This window comes from Rhizobium mulingense, assembly GCF_029194105.1.
Taxonomy (GTDB): domain Bacteria; phylum Pseudomonadota; class Alphaproteobacteria; order Rhizobiales; family Rhizobiaceae; genus Rhizobium; species Rhizobium mulingense.
In genome coordinates, this window is record NZ_JARFVE010000011.1 from 118,370 (window position 1) to 134,552 (window position 16,183).

16 protein-coding genes and 1 pseudogene are annotated in these 16,183 nt (G+C 64.7%); 10 read left to right on the forward strand and 7 right to left on the reverse strand.

Annotated features, from left to right (window positions below; translation table 11 throughout):
* Positions 1-129 precede the first annotated feature (129 nt).
* Together katG and PYR71_RS22810 are read left to right on the forward strand one after the other, a co-directional pair.
* A complete protein-coding gene (gene katG, locus PYR71_RS22805; RefSeq protein WP_275620938.1) occupies positions 130-2,316 on the forward strand; it encodes a catalase/peroxidase HPI in 2,187 nt (728 codons plus the stop codon).
* Between the two features lie 406 nt (positions 2,317-2,722).
* A pseudogene (locus PYR71_RS22810) lies at positions 2,723-2,875 on the forward strand (SDR family NAD(P)-dependent oxidoreductase); the annotation flags it as partial.
* 101 nt (positions 2,876-2,976) lie between these two features.
* On the opposite strand, the gene PYR71_RS22815 reads toward PYR71_RS22810, so the two are convergent.
* From PYR71_RS22815 to PYR71_RS22830, 4 genes are all read right to left on the reverse strand, one after another.
* On the reverse strand, positions 2,977-3,387 hold the full coding sequence (locus tag PYR71_RS22815) for a type II toxin-antitoxin system VapC family toxin (protein ID WP_275620939.1): 411 nt from the start codon (positions 3,385-3,387) through the stop codon (positions 2,977-2,979).
* Entirely contained in the window at positions 3,384-3,644 is a 261-nt protein-coding gene (locus tag PYR71_RS22820; protein ID WP_275620940.1) for an antitoxin, read from the reverse strand. The genes PYR71_RS22815 and PYR71_RS22820 overlap by 4 nt, the downstream gene beginning before the upstream one ends.
* Before the next feature lie 65 nt (positions 3,645-3,709).
* Positions 3,710-4,267 (reverse strand): DUF3299 domain-containing protein, encoded by a 558-nt coding sequence (locus tag PYR71_RS22825; RefSeq protein ID WP_275620941.1) that lies wholly within the window; start codon positions 4,265-4,267, stop codon positions 3,710-3,712.
* Positions 4,268-4,453: 186 nt separating this feature from the next.
* A complete protein-coding gene (locus tag PYR71_RS22830) occupies positions 4,454-4,924 on the reverse strand; it encodes an SgcJ/EcaC family oxidoreductase (protein WP_275620942.1) in 471 nt (156 codons plus the stop codon).
* 187 nt (positions 4,925-5,111) lie between these two features.
* Between PYR71_RS22830 and PYR71_RS22835 the strand changes: the two genes are divergently transcribed.
* The 4 genes from PYR71_RS22835 to PYR71_RS22850 all read left to right on the forward strand — a co-directional run bounded on the left by PYR71_RS22835 (position 5,112) and on the right by PYR71_RS22850 (position 9,447).
* Positions 5,112-6,242 carry a sensor histidine kinase gene (locus PYR71_RS22835; RefSeq protein ID WP_275620943.1) on the forward strand — a complete coding sequence of 377 codons (1,131 nt, stop codon included), beginning with the start codon at positions 5,112-5,114 and terminating at the stop codon, positions 6,240-6,242.
* The gene (locus tag PYR71_RS22840) at positions 6,239-6,898 is read left to right on the forward strand and encodes a response regulator (RefSeq protein ID WP_183934547.1); all 660 of its coding nucleotides are present in this window, start codon (positions 6,239-6,241) and stop codon (positions 6,896-6,898) included. The genes PYR71_RS22835 and PYR71_RS22840 overlap by 4 nt, the downstream gene beginning before the upstream one ends.
* Positions 6,895-8,814, forward strand: a complete 1,920-nt coding sequence (locus PYR71_RS22845; protein WP_275620944.1) for a sensor histidine kinase — start codon at positions 6,895-6,897, stop codon at positions 8,812-8,814. Before PYR71_RS22840 ends, PYR71_RS22845 begins: the two co-directional genes overlap by 4 nt.
* Before the next feature lie 165 nt (positions 8,815-8,979).
* On the forward strand, positions 8,980-9,447 hold the full coding sequence (locus PYR71_RS22850; protein ID WP_275620945.1) for a response regulator: 468 nt from the start codon (positions 8,980-8,982) through the stop codon (positions 9,445-9,447).
* 37 nt (positions 9,448-9,484) lie between these two features.
* On the opposite strand, the gene PYR71_RS22855 is transcribed toward PYR71_RS22850, so the two are convergent.
* A complete protein-coding gene (locus tag PYR71_RS22855; protein WP_275620946.1) occupies positions 9,485-10,060 on the reverse strand; it encodes a pyridoxamine 5'-phosphate oxidase family protein in 576 nt (191 codons plus the stop codon).
* Between the two features lie 14 nt (positions 10,061-10,074).
* Entirely contained in the window at positions 10,075-10,779 is a 705-nt protein-coding gene (locus PYR71_RS22860; RefSeq protein ID WP_275620947.1) for an SDR family oxidoreductase, read from the reverse strand.
* Positions 10,780-10,885: 106 nt separating this feature from the next.
* On the opposite strand from PYR71_RS22860, the gene PYR71_RS22865 reads away from it, so the two are divergent.
* On the forward strand, positions 10,886-11,761 hold the full coding sequence (locus PYR71_RS22865; RefSeq protein WP_275620948.1) for a LysR substrate-binding domain-containing protein: 876 nt from the start codon (positions 10,886-10,888) through the stop codon (positions 11,759-11,761).
* A 219-nt stretch (positions 11,762-11,980) separates the two neighbouring features.
* Here PYR71_RS22865 and PYR71_RS22870 read toward each other — a convergent pair whose 3' ends face one another.
* Positions 11,981-12,973: a zinc-dependent alcohol dehydrogenase family protein gene (locus tag PYR71_RS22870; protein ID WP_275620949.1), complete on the reverse strand. Its 993-nt coding sequence runs from the start codon at positions 12,971-12,973 to the stop codon at positions 11,981-11,983.
* Positions 12,974-13,026: 53 nt separating this feature from the next.
* Here PYR71_RS22870 and PYR71_RS22875 point away from each other — a divergent pair, with 53 nt between their 5' ends.
* The 3 genes from PYR71_RS22875 to PYR71_RS22885 are packed head-to-tail and all read left to right on the forward strand — an operon-like array spanning position 13,027 to position 16,147.
* On the forward strand, positions 13,027-13,443 hold the full coding sequence (locus PYR71_RS22875; RefSeq protein ID WP_275620950.1) for an acyl-CoA thioesterase: 417 nt from the start codon (positions 13,027-13,029) through the stop codon (positions 13,441-13,443).
* Between the two features lie 3 nt (positions 13,444-13,446).
* Entirely contained in the window at positions 13,447-14,967 is a 1,521-nt protein-coding gene (locus PYR71_RS22880) for a class I adenylate-forming enzyme family protein (protein ID WP_275620951.1), read from the forward strand.
* Positions 14,945-16,147 carry a thiolase family protein gene (locus PYR71_RS22885; protein WP_275620952.1) on the forward strand — a complete coding sequence of 401 codons (1,203 nt, stop codon included), beginning with the start codon at positions 14,945-14,947 and terminating at the stop codon, positions 16,145-16,147. Before PYR71_RS22880 ends, PYR71_RS22885 begins: the two co-directional genes overlap by 23 nt.
* The last annotated feature ends 36 nt before the right edge of the window (positions 16,148-16,183 follow it).

Below are 16,183 nucleotides of genomic sequence, written 5' to 3' on the forward strand. Positions count from 1 at the left end.
GCAGCAATCAGTAAATCCAACTTAAAATTATTGGATGCTTCCGATATGAACACTGCAAGGGAGAGAGTGGGGCATCGGCCCGGCTCATCTTTTGAACCGCAGGCAGATCGAACAATGAAGGAGACGATCATGGACAACCCCACTGACAGCACAGGCAAATGTCCTGTGGCCCATGGTAATACGCCGCGCGGCAGAGCCAATCGCGACTGGTGGCCGAACCAGCTGAACGTGCAGATTCTTCATCACAACTCCGGCCGCGCCGACCCGATGGGCAAGGATTTCGAATATGCCGAGGAGTTCAAGAAGCTCGATCTCGACGGCCTGAAGAAGGATCTTCACGCGCTGATGACGGATTCGCAGGACTGGTGGCCGGCCGACTTCGGCCATTACGGCGGCCTCTTCATCCGCATGGCCTGGCACAGCGCCGGCACCTACCGCATCACCGACGGCCGCGGCGGCGCCGGCCAGGGCCAGCAGCGTTTCGCACCGCTCAACTCCTGGCCTGACAATGCCAACCTCGACAAAGCCCGCCGCCTGCTGTGGCCGATCAAGCAGAAATACGGCAACCGCATCTCCTGGGCCGACCTCCTGATCCTCACCGGCAACGTCGCGCTCGAATCGATGGGCTTCAAGACCTTCGGCTTCGCCGGCGGCCGCGCCGATGTCTGGGAGCCGGAAGAGCTCTACTGGGGTCCTGAAGGCACGTGGCTCGGCGACGAGCGCTACAGCGGCGAACGCCAGCTCGCAGAACCGCTCGGCGCCGTGCAGATGGGCCTCATCTACGTTAACCCGGAAGGCCCGGGCGGCAACCCCGATCCGCTCGCCTCGGCGCGCGACATCCGCGAGACTTTTGCTCGGATGGCGATGAACGATGAAGAGACCGTGGCGCTGATCGCTGGCGGTCACACGTTCGGCAAGACGCATGGCGCCGGCGATCCCTCTTTCATTGGCCCAGAGCCGGAAGGCGGCGCGATCGAGGACCAGGGCCTCGGATGGAAGAGCTCGTTCGGCTCCGGCGTCGGCAAGGATGCGATCACCGCCGGCCTCGAAGTCACCTGGTCGCAGACGCCGACCAAGTGGAGCAACCACTTCTTCGAAAACCTGTTCGCCTTCGAATGGGAGCTGACGAAGAGCCCGGCCGGCGCGCATCAGTGGCAGGCGAAGAACGCCGAAGCCTCCATTCCGGACGCCTACGACGCCTCGAAGAGGCACCTGCCGACCATGCTGACCAGCGACCTGGCCCTGCGCTTTGATCCGGTCTACGAGAAGATCTCGCGCCGCTTCCTCGAAAACCCCGACCAGTTCGCCGACGCTTTCGCCCGCGCCTGGTTCAAGCTGACCCACCGCGATATGGGCCCGAAGGTACGCTACCTCGGCCCGGAAGTTCCGGCCGAAGACCTGATTTGGCAGGATGTGATCCCAGCCGTCGACCATCCCCTCGTCGACGACAAGGACATTGCCGAACTGAAGGAAAAGGTTCTCGCCACCGGCCTCAGCGTGCAGGAACTAGTCTCGACCGCGTGGGCGTCCGCCTCGACCTTCCGCGGCTCCGACAAGCGCGGCGGCGCAAACGGCGCGCGCATCCGCCTTGCCCCGCAGAAGGACTGGGACGCCAACCAGCCGGCGCAGCTCGCCAAGGTGCTCGGCGTCCTCGAAGGCATCCAGAAGGACTTCAACGCCGCCCAGACCGGGGCCAAGAAGATCTCGCTCGCCGACCTCATCGTTCTCGCCGGTGCTGCCGGCATCGAGAAGGCGGCAGCGGCCGGCGGCAACGCCGTCAACGTGCCCTTCACGCCGGGCCGCATGGATGCTTCTGAAGCCCAGACCGACGCGCTTTCCTTCGCAGCACTCGAGCCGCGTATCGACGGCTTCCGCAACTACGTGAACGACAAGCGTCATCAGTTCATGAAGCCGGAAGAAGCTCTCGTCGACCGCGCTCAGCTCTTGACGCTGACCGGTCCTGAGATGACCGTCCTTGTCGGCGGCCTGCGCGTGCTGAAGGCCGGCGCCCCGGAGCACGGCGTCTTCACCTCGCGTCCCGAGACGCTGACGAACGACTTCTTCGTCAACCTGCTCGACATGGGCACGCAGTGGGTTCCCGCCGCCGGCAAGGACGGCGTCTATGAGGGCCGCGACCGCAAAACGGGCGCTTCCAAGTGGACCGGCACCCGCGTCGACCTGATCTTAGGCTCGCACTCGCAGTTGCGCGCCTTCGCCGAAGTCTATGGCCAGGCCGACGCCAAGGGGAAGTTCGTCAATGACTTCGTCGCCGCCTGGAACAAGGTCATGAACGCCGACCGCTTCGACCTCGTCTGATCAGTCCCGCAAATTTTGCCCGGGCGCGGTTTCGGCTGCGCCCGGGCTTTTTCGTCTCTATCGAATGCCTGTATTGCTAAGGCCGTGATTCTCCTGCCTCACCAAGTCAGATTAGGTGGAGATGGGCACCACCTCTCCTTCCTCATTCCTGTGCTCGTCACAGGAATCCAGTGCGCCAAGTCCTTGGGCGCGAGACACTTTTCAATTGTTGTATTGAGTCGTTCACCGCGCGGACGCGCGGTGGCTGGATTCCTGTGGCACAGGAATGAGGAGCGGGGTTGGCCTCCAGCCATTCTCTCCCACACCGGAGTTTCCCGGCTCCAGCTCCCGATCGTTCGGGCCGTCGATGCAGTGTCGCAGACTTCTAGCCATGAGCGACCTCGAATGCGATAGATAATCGCCGCATTTGGGGGAACGGTTTCAAGGTAAAGTCGCGGCCATCACCGGAGCCGCCTCGGGTATTGGATTGGCGTCGACCGAAGCGATCATCTCTGCCGGCGGTACGGTGGTGATGATCGATCGGGACGAGACGGCGCTGGACGCAGCCTGCGGCAGGCTCCTTCGACATTTGAGTTGAGCGGAAGGCAGGGTGGAATCATCTCCGTATAAACCGGCCAGGAGGCGGATACGGCGCGCCGAAACGGCTGAAGCTCTCTGGGGCTACCGCCCGGTCGTCCAATCCTCGACGCGCAGGCCATCCACGCGCCGGAAATCCCCGACGTTGTTCGTAATAAGAACAAGATCCCGCGTCTTCGCCTGCCCGGCGATCAGCACATCGTAAGGACCGATCGGTGTTCCCTTTGCCGCCAACGCCGCGCGGACCTCTCCAGCGGCCAGCGCATCCTCGCGCTCGAAACCGACGGTCGGGAAATCCGCCATGAACAGGCGCAGGGTTTCGAGATTGTAGGAAATTTTCGCGCTTTTATAGGCGCCGTAATAGAGCTCGTGCATGACGATGCTCGACAGCCCGATCGATCCCTCATCGCTGTCCATGACGTGGGCGAGCAGCGTGTCGGACTTCCGGCCGATCAGAGCGATCATCGCATTGGTGTTGATGAGATGGGTGATCACTTGAACAAGTCCTGAAGGCCAGTTCTCTCCTGATCTTCCGGCTCCTCGCGTCCCTCCGCCATGAAATCGTCGCTGAGGCCGCGCTCCAGGGCGCTGCGCAACGAGGCCCACCGCACGCCATGATCAGTCCGCGGCCGGAGAATGATCGCATCGCCTTCCCGTGTCACTTCCACCTGATCCACGTCGAAGCGAAACTCCTTCGGCAGCCGGACGGCCTGCGAATTGCCGGATTGAAACACGCGCGCATATTGCGGCATAGAGAACGCTCCACAGCTTGTATGTATACCCGCGGCTGGCGGCATTCATCCAAGAAGCCGTTCCACTAACGAGGCAGAATGCCGAAAGGCGAGAGCGTCAGCAGATCGGGATCATCAGTCTCCGTCGCTTTCGCCACCTCGGCGTGGCTCATGCTGTAGCCGTAGGCAAGGACGCGGACGCCGTCGATCATGAAGAACTGCGCCTGGTCCAGGCCGGGCCGCAGCGTTGCCGTCACGGTGACTGTTTCATACATTCTTTCGAGATGCAGAGGCTCCTGCGGAACGACGCGCACCAGCTGGTTGGGCGGAGGGGAAGGCATATGGCTGCAGGCTCCGGCCCAGGGGACCAGCATGAATTCGTAGACGAGGTCACCATCCTGGTCGACCGGCAGCACGAAGCCCGTCAATTCGACCGGCTGGCCCTCGTCATGCCAGGCCAGCGTTTCGCCCTGCGGGCCGCTGACCGTCTTGCCCGACAGCGGCATTGTCGCCTTGGCCTGATCGGCCGGCCGCAAAGCACTCCAGAAAATGGGCTGGGCTGCGGCAAATGCATCTGAAACCGGCCATGTGGAAACCAATGCCAGCACCGCGACCATCAGGCAAAAGGGACTGTGCTTCATCATCGCGTCTCCTGGGCCGGCCGTTTCGGCGACCTGCCGCTGCCGCGCGAATGCTACTCCTGATTTCGCTCGGCCGTCAAAACTTCCTTCCTTGGTGAGTGTTTTTTGAAGTGAGAGCAATTGCACGCCCTCGTCATGGGAAGACCCCGTGTGAGGTGAACACGGGGTCTTCCTGCCGGGCCGCAGCGATCAGTGAGCCGCGGCTTTCTCCGGCATCATCGAGGAGTGGTGCGAGGTGATCAGCCAGTTCCCGTCCTTGAATTCATAGGTGTAGGTATAGCGGGCGGGGACCTTGGAGCCGTCCTTCATCGCGAAGGTGTAGGTGCCGGTGTCAACGGCCCAGTTGCAGCCGGTCTTGATGTCGCGGCTGTCGATATGGCCCTTGGGCTCGTTGGCGAGGAAGTGCTTGAAATAATCGATCCGCTCTTCCTGGGTCAGGCGGGGCTTGTTCGAGAGGGTGGCGAGCAGCACGGAGTCCTCGCTGTAGTTCTTGGCGACCTCATCCGGGCTCAGCGTCGCGAGCGAGCCGTTCCAGCGGTCGAAGAGCTTGGCGACCTGCTGGTCGCTCACCGGGGCGCAGGTTACCGTATCGCTGGCGGCCGCGGCCGACTGGACCTGAACGGCACTGAAGACGAGGGCGGCGGCAATGATCATACGCATGTTTGACTTTCCTGTATCGCGGTTCCGGCGGACATCGCATCGGTCGACCGCATGACCGAGATCTAAGGTGCCGGGCGCCGCTGCCCCATCTGCCGGGTGGCTTCGATCCGATCTGCCGAACGGCATAGATGACATTCGCGCCGGAATGACTATCGTGCCCGCGTCATTCATCGCAGGAGCAGTCCCTTTGGGTCGGGAGCGTAATACGGATAGCGCCCATGCGCCCGATGTCGCGGAAATGCGGGCGCTTTACCGGGCGGCGGAAGCCCGCGCGGCGCGGCTGCGCTTCATCATCGAGGCACGAAACCTGCTCGATGCGCGGGCCTTCGAAGCGGCCGCGCCCGAGGTGCTGTCCCGCCTTTCCGATTTTGCCGGCGCCTCCCGGGCCGAACTCGTCTTTCCCTCCTTGCACGGAGCAGCGCCGGTGCGGCTGGAGATCGGCAGGAGCATTGATTACGAGGGTATCCTCTTTGCCTCCGAAGACGGCTCGGGTCTCAGCCTCACGCTCATCGGCCCGTTGCGAGGACACGCCGTCGATGCCGACGACCTGAAGACATTGGAGGTGGTGGCCGGCCAGCTTGCCGACGCCTGCAATCTCGAACGGCAGGCAGTGGAAAAGCAGGCGCTGCTCGGCGATCTCGAACGGCAGCGCAGCGAACTCGCGGCCCTCGTGGCACAGCTGATCCAGGCGCAGGAGCAGGAGCGCCAGCGGGTGGCGCTCGACCTGCATGACGGCTCGGCCCAGCTTGCCGCCGGCCTCAGCTACCGGCTGCAGGATCTGGCGGCGCGGATGGGCGAAGCGCATGCGCTCAAACCCGAGATCGATGAGCTCGCGGCGCTCGCGCGCCATTCCGTCGCCGATCTTCGCGCGGCGATCGCCGATCTGCGCCCGCCTGAGCTCGATGATCTCGGTGTCGCCGCCGCACTGCGAACCCGCCTCGATGCGATCGACGGCATGGAGGTGATCGCCGATCTCGATGGCGCCGCCGACCGCTGGCCGGCCTCGACCGGGATCATCTTCTACCGCGTCGCCCAGGAGGCGATCACCAATGCGCTCAAGCACGCCGAAGCGAGCCGGCTCATCGTGCGCCTTTTCGAAGACGGCGCTGGGCAGGCCCATCTCGAAGTGATCGACGACGGCAAGGGCATCGGCGAGGCCCGCCATGCTGAAGTTCAGGGAAGGGGAGCCCGGCTTGGCATTGCCGGCATGCGCGAGCGGCTGGCGCTGCTCGGCGGCCGTTGCGAGATCGGCGCCGGCGCCTCCGGCGGCACGCACGTCCACGCCGCAGCGCCGCTCAAGCAGGAGGCGGCGGGATGAGCGCATCCATTCTCGTTGCCGACGATCACGACATCGCCCGCGCCGGTCTGATCACTATGATCGGCGGCCAGGACGATTTCCATGTCGCCCTCGACGTGGGCGACGGCGCGGAGGCGGTGGAAGCGGCAGCACTGCACAAACCGGATCTGGCGCTGCTCGATATCCGCATGCCCCGCATGGACGGCCTTGCCGCGACGCGCGAGATCCGGCGCGTCTCACCCGGCACCCGCGTCATGATCATCACCATGCATGACAGCCTCGATTATCTGGAAGCGGCAATCGAGGCCGGCGCCAGCGGCTATCTGCTGAAGGATGCGAGCCGCGACGACATTCTGCGCACAATCCGCCGCGTGCTCGAAGGCGACGCCTTCTTCGACGGCCCGCTGGTCGCAAGGCTGCTGAAGCGCGCCGCCACCAAGCCGCAGACCAATGCCAACAGCCTAGAAACGTTGACGGTGCGCGAGCGCGAGGTGCTGAGCAAGGTAGCTGAGGGCCTGACCAACAAGGAGATCGGCCGCGCGCTGAAAATCTCGCCCGGCACGGTCAAGATCCATGTCGAGCGCATCATCGCCAAGCTCGGCGCCGGCGATAGGACGCAGGCCGCCGTCATGGCGGTGCGCGGCGGGCTCGTGCCGACAGCTAGGGAAGGGCAATGATGCCGCGCTTCGCCAACCTGCCGCTCAGGGCAAAGGGCATCGTCATCATCATGGTGCCGCTGGCGCTGCTCCTGACCGCACTCGCTTCGGTCTTCGTCGCCGACCGGCAGAGCCGCATTGCCGAGGACCAGGTGCGGGTGACGCTGGAGATCCAGTCCGGCATTCAGGAGCTGCATGCCCTGATCGCCGAAGCGGCGACCGCCATGCGTGGCTATCTGCTGACCGGCAGGAGCGACTTTCTCGATCCCTTCAGCCGGGCGGAGGACAGGCTGCCCGTGGTGCTCGACGAAGTCGGCCGGCGCTTGCGCGATGAGGAGCAGAAGGCCCGCCTCGAGCGCATCCGCGCCCTGGTCGACGCCAAAGTCGACCGTCTGCAGCTCCTGAAACAGGCCGACGTCCTGCGCGTCGGCGGGCGAGAAGATCTTGCCGCCAAGCTCATCGAGGGCAAGCAGGTGCTCGACATGCTGCGACAGGAGATCGACGCGATGAACCGGCGCGAGGCCGATCTCCTCAATGCTAGGACGCAGGCCGCCGACCGGGTCCGCACTCTGTCGCGCAGCCTGATGATCGCCGCCGGCTTTCTCGGCTTTGCCGGGGCGCTCGTCGCCGTCTTCCTGTTTTCGGCAAGCATCGTGCGCCGCGTGCACGCGCTGAAGGCCGAGGCGCACCGCCTCTCGCGGGGGGAGGTCGTGACATCAGCCGATCCCTTCCGTGATGAGCTCGGCAATCTCGGACAGGCGCTCGCAGATGCGAGCGTACTTCTGAAAAAGCGCGAGACCGATTTGACCGAGAGCGAGGAGCGCTTCCGCCAGCTGGTCGAGGGCGTCAGCGATTACGGCATATTCGGGCTCAATCCTGATGGGCGGGTGGTGAGCTGGAATGCCGGCGCCGAGCGGATCACCGGCTACCAGGTCGAAGAGATCGTCGGCCAGCATTTCTCCCGCTTCTATCCCGCTGAGACCAGGGAGACATTTCCGGCGGAGGAACTTTCCAAGGCAGCGCTGCACGGCCGCACCGAAGCGGAGGGCTGGCGCTTGCGCAAGGACGGCTCGCGTTTCTGGTCGCATGTCGTCGTCACCGCCCTCCATGACGAGACCGGGCGGCTGCGCGGCTTTTCCAAGATCACCCGCGACGTTACCGAGCGCAAGCAATTCGAGGAAGCGCTGCTGGCCGCCCGCGAGGATGCCGTGCGGGCCAGCAACGCCAAGAGCGAGTTCCTGTCGCGCATGAGCCACGAGCTGCGCACGCCGCTGAATTCCGTGCTCGGCTTCGCCCAGCTTCTGGAAATGGACGTCAACGACCCGGAGTCCCGGGAGAGCGTGGCGCAGATATTGCGAGGCGGCCGGCATCTGCTGAGCCTGATCGACGAGGTTCTCGACATGGCGAGAATCGAGGCCGGGCGCATGGATCTGGCCGTCGAGCCGCAGCCCATCGCGGAGGTGATCGAGGAAGCGGTGTCGCTCGCAAGGCCGCTCTGCGGCAAGGAGCAGATCCGCATCGAGATCATGGAGGCCGAGCCGGATCTGGCGGCGCTCGCCGACCGCCGGCGTCTCCTACAGGTGTTGCTCAACCTTCTTTCCAATGCGGTGAAATATAATCGCCCGCGGGGCAGCGTGACCGTCGGCCACCAGGCGCTTGATGACCGCATCCGCATCGAAGTCAGCGATACAGGCCCAGGCATTCCGGCCGAGCGCGTCGCGCGGCTGTTCACCCCCTTCGACCGTCTGGGCGCCGAGCGCATAAGCCAGGAGGGTACCGGCCTCGGGCTCGCGCTCTCCAGACATCTGATCGACGCCATGGGCGGGACGCTCGGCTTCGGCAACCGGCGGGGGGGCGGCGCCACGTTCCACGTCGATCTGCCGCGTGCGCCTCCGGCGATGCGGGAGGCGGCGGCGCAAGACGTCGCGGTGCCGTAAGGCGCCGCCGGTTTGTTGAAAGGCTCTCTTCCGTCATGCTCGGCCTTGTGCCGAGCATCTGACCACGATAATTTCTTGGCTGGAAAACATTTATTTTCAGAAACTTAATTGGGCCGGCGTAAATCCTCGGCACAAGGCCGAGGATGACGTCGCGGATTTGGGTCCATGACAGATGCCACCGATATCCTGCGCGCCTCGACGATCCTGATCGTCGACGATGAGCCCGCCAATGTTTCGCTGCTGGAGCGCATCCTCAAGCGCGAGGGTTTTACGGCGCTGATCAGCACCACCGAGCCGCGCGAGGCCCTGCGGCTCTTCCGCGAGTATCCCGTCGATCTCGTCCTGCTCGACCTGATGATGCCCGATCTCGACGGTTTCGCGCTGCTCGAGACTTTCGCAAGGCTCGTCCCCGACGACAGCTACCTTCCGATCCTGGTTCTGACCGCCGATGCGACCCTGCCGACGCGCCGGCGCGCGCTTTCCCTCGGCGCGAAGGATTTCCTGACCAAGCCCTTCGATGCGATCGAGGCGGTCCTGCGCATCTTCAACCTACTCGAAACCCGTATCCTGACGCTGGAACTCGCCAGGCACGGGCTGGCGACGCCGAAATCGGAACGCCCCAGGATCGATTGATCCGTGTCGCCGATCCGTCGGCGAGTCCAATCTAAGGTCAGGGATTGACCCAGCGGCAAAAGGAGAGGGCGCCGGCTTCGTCATAGCCGAATGATGCTCTGCGATTGTCCTGCTGCCGCAACTGGAACCAATCGAGCGTCCGAGCCCTAAAGACCAAGACGCCGAAGCGCGCCTTTGCCTCCGCCTCATCCGCAGGCTCCGCCGCCGTGTCGATCGTTTCGAAGGCGCGTTCGTCCCCGGGCGGGCCGCCCGTATAGGTCATCCTTGTCCGCGCGGGTAGCCTGTCCCATGCGGCCTCGGTCCCTCCGCTTCCCGGCCCATGAAGCTTGACCTCTCCCTGAAGCCGAAGTTGCAGCCGGCTTTCGGCGCTGAAGCCGAGGACCGTGACACGAGGATTTGCGAAAAGCTCCTGCCATTTCGGGCTGCGCGTATCCGTATGAAATTCGAGACGCCGCGCCGATCTGTCGGCGCCTCGCAGCACGACCATGCGCGCCTGCGGCCTCGTCTCGACATCGACGGAGCAGAGGTTGAGATAGCGGAAACCCGACTGCGGATCCGCCGCAGCCGTTTCGAGCTCCGCCCATGCCGAGGCGTCGATCCCAGCGAGATCCACCGGCAGGTCCCTGGTCAAACGGAACGGGCGATGCCGCCGTCGACGCGGATGTTCTGGCCGGTGATGTAGCCGGCCCCCTCCGACAGGAGGAAGGCGATGGTGGCCGCGATTTCCTCGCTGGTGCCGTAGCGGCCCATCGGAACGCTGTCGCGCCGCTCGTCGGTGGCGGGCAGGCTGTCGATCCAGCCGGGCAGGACGTTGTTCAGGCGAATGTTCTTGGCCGCATAGCTGTCCGCGAAGATCTTGGTGAAGCTCGCCAGCCCCGCCCGAAAGACGGCCGAGGTCGGGAACATTGGCGAGGGTTCGAAAGCCCATGCCGTCGAGATATTGACGATGGCGCCGCCGCCCTGTCTCTCCATGATCGGCGCCACCAGCCGGATCGGTCGCACCGCGCTCAGGAAATAGACCTCCATGCCCTTGTGCCAGTCCTCGTCTGAGATGTCGAGGATCGGCGCGCGCGGGCCGTGGCCGGCGGAATTGACCAGCGCGTCGATGCGCCCCCATCGCCCCATCGAGAGATCGACGAGCCGCTTCACATCGTCGTGGGACTGGTTGGAGCCGGTGACGCCGACGCCGCCGAGTTCCTTTGCCAGCGCCTCACCTTTGCCGGAGGAGGACAGAATGGCGACACGGTAGCCGTCCGCCGCCAGCTTCCGCGCGGCTGCGGCGCCCATGCCGGATCCGCCTGCGGTGATGAGAGCGACTTTTTCTTCAGACATTGAAATCTCCGACTGCTGAGTTTGCGAAGCATTATGCCAGATATGCTCTCTGCTTTCGCGCGAGAAAGAAACATGCGAGACTGTAGAAAATCTACTGGATAAGCCAATGATCCAATCCCGCCGCGCGCTGCCGCCGTTGAATGCCTTGCGCGCTTTCGAGGCTTCGGGCCGCAGGCTGAATTTCCGCGCCGCCGCCGAGGAACTCGGCGTCACGCAGGGTGCGATCGCCCAGCAGGTCCGCGCGCTGGAAGATCAGCTCGGCCTCATGCTGTTCCAGCGCCTGCCCCGCGGCCTTGCGCTGACCGCGCAGGGTGCGGCCTACCTCTCCGACGTCACCCGCGCCTTCGACATGCTTGGCGAAGCGACCGGGCGGCTTCTGGCGCGGCCGGAAACCGTGACGATCAGCGTCACCCCGACCGTAGCCGCCAAGCTTTTGATCCCGCGCCTCGCCGAGCTCTACAGCGCCTTTCCCGAGGTGGATCTGAGGACGGTGGCCACCGAGGCGCTGTCGGATTTCGACCGCGACCAGGTGGATATCGCCGTGCGCCTGACCAGCCAAGCTTTCCCGGCGACGCTGGAGGCAAGGCTGCTGTTCCGCCAGGAACTTGTCGCGGTCGCGAGCCCGCATCTGGTCAAGGGCCTTACCCTCCCGTTGAGCGGCGAAGAACTTTGCAAGCTGCCGCTCCTGCATGACTCACACGATCGCTGGGGCGTGTTCCTCGGAATCCGGGAGAAGCTGCCGGGCGCGGCTTTCAACCACACGACACTGGCGCTGGATGCGGCGCTTGCCGGCCAGGGCGTTGTGCTCGCCTGCCGGGCTTTCGTGGCGGCCGATCTCGAGGCTGGGCGGCTGGTGCAGGTGACGAATGCCACAGCGACCATCGGAGCCGATTACTTTCTCGTCCGCAAACGCTCATCATCGCCGCGAAAGGCCGTGGACGCGGTGTGGGACTGGTGCGCGGCGCGGCTGTCGCTCACCTGAGCGCCTGATGATCGAGACCGGCTCACCGCAACGGAGGCGCTCGTTGAGGCACGAGTTCAAAACCCTGGGATGACACGCCCTCCGTCACGCCGCATACCCCACACTATCCCCAACGTACAAGGATGAGGGACGTTGGAGTATGCCGCGCCGACAATCACGGGGGTGTTGGAGGATGCGCCAATGCCCGCGAGAGCCTCATCCGGAGGTGCCCCGAAGGCCTCAAAGGACGAGGCGGGCGCCCCCTGAAGCCAGCAGCACCTTGCCGCCAATCCGGAAGGGCAGGGCGGCTTGCAGTGCCTCGCCGATCTGTTCCAGCGGAAACACCTCCCGCACCTCGGTTGCGATCACGTTTGCGGCGATCTGCGCGGCCACATCGGAATAGGCGCGCTGGACATTGTCCATGGTTTCCGAATGAACCCATTCCCGGAGGTGGCAAAAGGAAAAGGTGATATCGGGATGGGAGGACCAGAAGGAATTCGGGATGCTCTGACCCGAAAGCAGGCCGTAATGCACGAAATGGCCACCCGGCTTGAGCGCATCGGCAAGGACCGAGGCGCGTGGGCCGCCGACGCAGTCGAGCACCGCATCGAGCCCATGACGGCCGACGAGCCCGGCTGTCAGGTCACTATCCTCCCTGTCGATGATAACAGTCTCGAGCCGGCCGTGCAGGCGCTGGCGGGATTCTTCGCTGCGGACGATCGCTACCGGCTCGACGCCAACGGCATTTGCGAGGCCGATCAGGATCGATCCGATCGAAGAGGCGGCGGCATTGACGGCGATGCGCATGCCCGGTCTCAGCCCGATCTTGTTGTGCAGCATCAGCCAGGCGGTCATCGGGTTAACGTAGCTCGTCGCCGCCTCGAAATCGGAGAGCGCGTCCGGCACGCGCAGGCACCAACTGGGGTCGGTGTCCTTGAACTCCTGCCATCCGCCGGCGCTGCGCACCGGCAGCACGCGCGTCCCCGGCGCCAGTCCATAGACAGCTTCGCCGCAGGCTTCAACCACGCCGAAGGCTTCGAAGCCCGGAATGAAGGGCAGGGTCGTGCGGCCGGCATAGGCGCCCGAAATGGTGATGATATCGGAAGGATTGATAGAACGGGCCAGCAGCCGCACTCGGACCTGGTCGCGCCGCAGCGTCGGCAGCGGCGTCCGCTCGATCCCGACGACCTCATGGGCCGGGCCGAATTTTCGCACCACCGCCTGATATTGCATTGCATCCCCCTGAGAACAGCGGTTAGAACAGCCCACCGAATTTGGGTGATCGAATGAGCGTTGACGACAGGCCTTTAGCATCGTTTCGGGTCTCGATGCGAGACATCGACATCTATGGCCATGTCCACAATTCGGTCTATCTCGATTATTGCGAGGATGCCGTCGTCGAGTTTCTGCGCCACTGCGAGATCCTCGGCCACTTCCGCCACACCACCTCGGGTGTCGCCTATCACGTCAAGAAGGCGGAGATCACCTTTCACAACCCGATCGACATCGACGATGTCGTCGAGGCGAAGGTCGCGGTCGAGAAGATCGGGCGCACGAGCCTCGCCTTTGCGATCGAACTCTTTCGCCGGCGCGATGGCGCTCATTGCGCATCGACCGGCCTTGTCTGGGTCTGCGTCGGCCTCTCCGACAGCCGCCCGACGCCGATTCCCGAGGCGACCAGAGCCGCCTTGTCGCAGGGCTGATCCATGCCGATCCATGCAGAGCTTCGTCGACATGCCATGGCGAGACCGGACAAGCCGGCGGTGGTGATCGACGACGGCGCGCTCAGCTACGGCAAACTCTATACGCGCTCGCGGGCGATCTATCGCTTTTTCCAGGAGCTTCCCGGCACGAACCGCCGCACGATCGATCTGCCAGGCGTCGAGAAGCTCGTCGCGCTCAGCCTCGGCAATCATCTCGGCTTTGCCGAACATTTCGTCGCCGCCACCGCCTTGCCGAACGCCTGCGCCGTCATCGACCCGATGATGCCGGCCGAAAGGATCGAGCGCATTCTGGATCGCCTTGCGCCAGACGTGCTTGTCGTCGACGACGAGGCGAGCCCAAGTGCGGAGATCGGCCGCCTGCTCGGTATATTGGTCGTCATCGCCGGAGCCGAGCCTTTCGATCTCTCCGCACTGGGAGAGGACCTGCCGGATGCAGATGGCATCTTCCTGATCGGCTTCACCTCAGGCACCACGGCCGAGCCGAAAGCCTATTACCGCTCGCGCGAACAGTGGCGCCGGAGCCTCGACCGGGGACGGCTGGTTTTCGAACTCCAAAACGCGCCCTCGACCCTCTGTCCCGGCGCCCTGGCGCATGGCCTGGCGCTTTACGCCCTGGTGGAAGCCCTCGATGCCGGGGCGACGTTCCATTCGGTGCGGAAGTGGGATGCCGGCGCGGTCGCGCGCACGCTGGCCTCAGAAGAGATCGAACGGCTGGTCGCAGTCCCGACCCATATAGCCGGGATTGCCCGCGTATGGGCCGGCGAGCCGGCGCTCAACTCCCTGCGCGACGTGCTGACCGCCGGCGCCAAGCTGAACCTCAACGAGGTCGAGTCCATGCGCCGCCTCTTTCCCAAGGCGCGCATCCGGGAATATTACGGCGCTTCCGAGATCGGCTTCATGACCGTCTCGACGCTTGTCGGCGGCGAGACCGATTTTCCAATCGACCGGGTGGGGCAAGCCTATCCTGGCGTCGTGATTTCCATCCGCGACCCTGAAGACAACGATGTCGGCACCGACGTGCCGGGCACCATCGTCGTCAACAGCGACCTGATCGCCGACGGCTATCTCTGGGGAGATGACGGCCAGGCGTTCCGGGTTACACCGGCCGGCGCCACCGTCGGCGACCTCGGGGAAATCGACACCAACGGCATGCTACGGGTGATCGGCCGGGCGGGCGGCATGATGATTTCGGGCGGCAACAATGTCTATCCCGCCGAAGTGGAGAGCGCGCTGAAGACCTGCCCCGGCGTCGAGGAAGCCGTCGTCTTCGGGCTGCAGGATGACTATTACGGCCAGAGGATCGTCGCCGTCGTCTCCGGCGAGACGATCGATGCGAGAATCCTGGCCGACCATTGCGCGGGCAAGCTTGCAAGGTTCAAGATCCCCAGGCAATTCTACCAGATCGCCTCCTGGCCGATGACGAACAGCGGCAAGATCGCGCGCGGCCAGGTGCAGGCATCGGTCATTTCGGGAGACGGCCTTGTCCTACTCCTATCAGCCTGACGAGGATTGGCAGCCGGTCGTGGTCGCCGCCTACCGCACGCCGATCGGCCGGGCCTTCGGCTCGCTTGCGACGGTCGCCTCCGAAGACCTGCTCGCGCCGATCATCCGCCGCATCCTTGCCGAGACAGGCATATCACCCGAGGCCATAGACGACGTGCTCGTCGGCAATGCCGCCGGCGGCGGCGGCAATATCGCGCGCCTCGCCGCCCTTTCCGCCGGACTGCCGATCGCCGTTCCGGGCGTCGCCATCGACCGGCAATGCGGTTCGGGCCTCGAAGCGATCATCATGGCCGCCCGGCTGATCCAGGCAAAGGCAGGCTCCTGCTTTCTGGCCGGCGGCGTCGAGAGCGTCAGCACCGCGCCGTGGCGGGCCGAAAGGCCGAAAGTCCATGGCGCCCTGCCGCGCTTCTACGGCCGCGCCCGGTTCTCTCCCGATGCAATCGGCGATCCCGAGATGGGTGTCGCCGCAGAAAACGTCGCCCGCGCATTCGCCATCACGCGCCAGCGGCAGGATGAATTCGCTTTGCGCAGCCACCGGCTCGCCGTAAAGGCGGCCGAAGCCGGCCTCTTCCAGTCCGAAACCATCGAGATTTCCACCGGGCACGGGGTGGTGGAGCGGGACGAATGCCCGCGCCCGGCGACATCGATGGAAGCGCTGGCGAACCTCAAGCCCGTCTTCCTGGCCGACGGCTCGGTGACGGCGGGCAACGCCTGCCCGCTCAATGACGGCGCCTGCCTGGTGCTCGTCCTCAGCCGCGGCATGGCCAGAAGCCTGGGCATCGGAAAAGGTCTCGCCTTCATCGACAGCGCAGCCGCCGGCGTCGACCCCAACTTGCTCGGCATCGGCCCGGTCGCCTCGACCCGAAAACTGCTTGAGCGCCAGCCGGGGTTTTCTCTATCTGAGGTCGATGCCATAGAATTCAACGAAGCCTTTGCGGCGCAGGTCCTGGCGTCGCTGGACCAACTCGATATCGCGACCGACAGGGTCAACAGGGATGGCGGCGCGATCGCGCTCGGTCATCCTTTCGGCGCCTCCGGCGCCGTCCTCGTCACCCGGCTGTACAGCCAGTTGGTTCGCGAGGATGGTTCGCCGTCTGGCGCAACAGCGCTCGCCATGATCGGCATCGGCGGGGGCATCGGGCTGACGGCGCTGTTCGAGGCTGTCCGGCTTTCCGGATGAAACCCGCATCGTGCGCTGTGGGATCAATCCTCCAGT

What these genes read in the sequence shown, in the direction of transcription:
- katG (WP_275620938.1), top strand. Translation starts at nt 130, where the DNA reads ATGGACAACCCCACTGACAGCACAGGCAAATGTCCTGTGGCCCATGGT.
- PYR71_RS22820 (WP_275620940.1), bottom strand. Translation starts at nt 3,644, where the DNA reads ATGCCGCAATATGCGCGCGTGTTTCAATCCGGCAATTCGCAGGCCGTC.
- PYR71_RS22825 (WP_275620941.1), bottom strand. Translation starts at nt 4,267, where the DNA reads ATGATGAAGCACAGTCCCTTTTGCCTGATGGTCGCGGTGCTGGCATTG.
- PYR71_RS22830 (WP_275620942.1), bottom strand. Translation starts at nt 4,924, where the DNA reads ATGCGTATGATCATTGCCGCCGCCCTCGTCTTCAGTGCCGTTCAGGTC.
- PYR71_RS22840 (WP_183934547.1), top strand. Translation starts at nt 6,239, where the DNA reads ATGAGCGCATCCATTCTCGTTGCCGACGATCACGACATCGCCCGCGCC.
- PYR71_RS22845 (WP_275620944.1), top strand. Translation starts at nt 6,895, where the DNA reads ATGATGCCGCGCTTCGCCAACCTGCCGCTCAGGGCAAAGGGCATCGTC.
- PYR71_RS22850 (WP_275620945.1), top strand. Translation starts at nt 8,980, where the DNA reads ATGACAGATGCCACCGATATCCTGCGCGCCTCGACGATCCTGATCGTC.
- PYR71_RS22860 (WP_275620947.1), bottom strand. Translation starts at nt 10,779, where the DNA reads ATGTCTGAAGAAAAAGTCGCTCTCATCACCGCAGGCGGATCCGGCATG.
- PYR71_RS22865 (WP_275620948.1), top strand. Translation starts at nt 10,886, where the DNA reads ATGATCCAATCCCGCCGCGCGCTGCCGCCGTTGAATGCCTTGCGCGCT.
- PYR71_RS22870 (WP_275620949.1), bottom strand. Translation starts at nt 12,973, where the DNA reads ATGCAATATCAGGCGGTGGTGCGAAAATTCGGCCCGGCCCATGAGGTC.
- PYR71_RS22875 (WP_275620950.1), top strand. Translation starts at nt 13,027, where the DNA reads ATGAGCGTTGACGACAGGCCTTTAGCATCGTTTCGGGTCTCGATGCGA.
- PYR71_RS22880 (WP_275620951.1), top strand. Translation starts at nt 13,447, where the DNA reads ATGCCGATCCATGCAGAGCTTCGTCGACATGCCATGGCGAGACCGGAC.